A 2,727-nucleotide genomic window follows, 5' to 3' on the forward strand; every position below is an offset into this window, starting at 1 on the left:
GCTTCTGATACGGAGCAGAGGCACCGAAGTGCTCCAGCGAAACAATCTCGCCTGAGGCCTCGCTGATCCCGGCCCCGCCGTGGACGATCCGGTACCACGGCATGGCGATACCGGCCTCAACGACGACGCGCGGCACACCAGCGGGCAACACCGAATCGCGGTAATCCTGATCTTGTTCGTCGAACCATTCGATCGACGGCATCGACACGACACGCGCCGCAATACCCTGGGTGCCCAGGGATTTCGCCGCTTCGACGGCAAGAGCGACCTCGGAGCCGGTGCCGATCAACACGACGTCGGGTGCGCCGGCGGTATCGACCAGCGGGTAGCCGCCGCGGGCGACACCCTCCTGCGACGTGCCCTCAAGCACGGGGACGTTCTGGCGGGTCAGGGCCAGGCCCACCGGGGTCCGGCGGCGCCCGAGCAGGTGACGCCAGGCGTGGGCCGTCTCGTTGGCATCGGCGGGACGCACCACGTCGAGGCCCGGGATTGCGCGCAGGGCCGCGAGGTGCTCGACCGGTTGGTGAGTGGGGCCGTCCTCGCCGAGGCCGATGGAGTCGTGGGTCCACACGTAGATCGGAGCGATCTCCATCAGGGCGGCCAGCCGCACGGCCGGACGCATATAGTCGGCGAACTGCAGGAACGTGCCTGCGTACGGCCGGGTCGGACCGTGCAGCACGATGCCGTTGAGGATCGAGCCCATCGCGTGCTCGCGGATACCGAAGTGCAGGGTGCGGCCGTACGGCTGCGCGGTCCACGTGGAGGTACTGATCGAGGCCGGGCCGAAGCTGGTGGCGCCGTCCATCGTGGTGTTGTTCGAGCCAGCGAGGTCGGCCGAACCGCCCCACAATTCCGGCAGCACCGGGGCCAGCGCAGAGAGCACCTTGCCCGACGCCGAACGGGTGGCCACGTCCTTGTCGCCGACGGCCCACGTCGGCAGCACCGCGGTCCAGTCCTCGGGCAGGGCCTCGGCAAAGAGCCGGTCGAACAGCGCCTTGCGCTCCGGATCGCCGGCAGCCCAGGTATCGAAGTCTTGCTGCCACTGCACGCGTTCGGCGGCGGCGCGCTCAGCCAGGGAGCGGGTATGCGAGATCACTTCGTCGGAGACCTCGAAGCTACGGTTCGGGTCGAAGCCGAGGATCGCTTTGGTGGCCGCCACCTCGTCGGCGCCCAGCGCGCTGCCGTGGGAGGCACCGGTGTTCATCTTGGTCGGTGCCGGCCAGGCGATGATGGTGCGGATCAGAATGATCGACGGCTTGTCGGTCACGCTCTGGGCGTGGCGGACTGCATCCTCGATCGCGACGATATCTTCGCCACCCTCGATCACCTGGACGTCCCAGCCGTACGACACATAGCGCGCGGCGGTGTCCTCGGTGAAAGCGATCTGCGTGTCGTCTTCGATCGAGATGTGGTTCTTGTCGTAGAAGACGATCAGGTTGCCCAGTTCCTGGGTACCGGCCAGCGAGCTGGCTTCGGCGGTGACGCCTTCCTGAATGTCGCCGTCGGAGGCGATCACATAGATGTAGTGGTCGAACGGGCTCGCACCAGCCGGGGCCTGCGGGTCGAACAGACCGCGCTCGCGGCGAGCGGCCATCGCCATCCCGACAGCCGATGCCAAGCCCTGGCCCAGCGGCCCGGTGGTGATCTCGACGCCCTTGGTGTGCCGGTACTCCGGGTGGCCCGGGGTCAGCGACTCCCAGGTGCGCAGCGCCTCGATGTCGGAGCGCTCCAAGCCGAAGCCGCCCAGATACAGCTGGATGTACTGGGTGAGGCTGGAGTGTCCGCACGAGAGCACAAACCGATCACGGCCCACCCACTCCGGATCGGCCGGGTCGTGCCGCATCACCCGCTGGTACAGGGTGTAGGCAAGGGGAGCCAGGCTCATCGCGGTGCCCGGGTGGCCGCTGCCGCAATGCTGAACGGCGTCGGCGGCGAGCAGCCGGGCGGTATCGACCGCGCGGGTGTCCACATCCGTCCAATCAGCGGGGTGAACCTGCTTGGTCAGCTCTGCGATGTCATTAGTAACGGCCACGATCGGGCAATCTCCTGTGCTTTGGGACGGCAGACCCCACCAGCCTATGCCATGACTCGATCGGCGGCAGCCAGCGCGCACCGATGACTGGTCGTCACCGCCGGGGTCACCCCGGATACCCGATCCGATTCCTTCCCGTCGCGGCCCACGAGATACGATTCAGTCGTACCGCCTCGGCCGCTACCCCGGCCACAGGGCTGGCGCGGGTGCCGTCCGCTGAGAAATGCCGCGGTACCGGAGCAGACAGTCGCAGCAGAGGGTCACAGCAGACAAGGGAGTCGGCGTTGAGGTTTGAGGAAAGCGTGAGTTCTGGCGCTTCCGCCTCCGACGCATCGGTGGCCACGGCCGACGATGCGCCGAATCTTGGGGCACGGATGAGGGCCACCGTGTTGGCCTACATCGCACTGACCAAACCTCGCGTCATCGAACTTCTGCTGGTCTCCACCATTCCGGTGATGTTGCAGGCCGAACGTGGGCACGTCGACATCCGGCTGATCCTGGTCACCGTGATCGGCGGATGGATGGGTGCGGCCAGCGCCAACAGCCTCAACATGGTGGCCGACGCCGACATCGACCAGAAGATGAAGCGCACGGCACGCCGTCCGCTGGCGCGGCACGCAGTTCCGGTGCGCAATGCGCTGATCTTCGGCATTCTGCTGGCGGCGGCGTCGTTCGTGACGCTGTACTACGGCACC

General features: G+C 67.2%; 2 protein-coding genes. One reads left to right on the forward strand and one right to left on the reverse strand.

Features of this window, described 5'->3' with window-relative positions:
- Window positions 1-2,032 (reverse strand): transketolase (gene tkt / locus WAW85_RS10635; RefSeq protein ID WP_422559584.1); only part of this gene is annotated, 2,032 nt, incomplete at its 3' end.
- Window positions 2,033-2,406: 374 nt separating this feature from the next.
- On the opposite strand from tkt, the gene WAW85_RS10640 reads away from it, so the two are divergent.
- Window positions 2,407-2,727 (forward strand): UbiA family prenyltransferase (locus WAW85_RS10640; protein WP_422559585.1); only part of this gene is annotated, 321 nt, incomplete at its 3' end.

This window comes from Gordonia sp. (in: high G+C Gram-positive bacteria), assembly GCF_049299075.1.
Taxonomy (GTDB): Bacteria; Actinomycetota; Actinomycetes; order Mycobacteriales; family Mycobacteriaceae; genus Gordonia.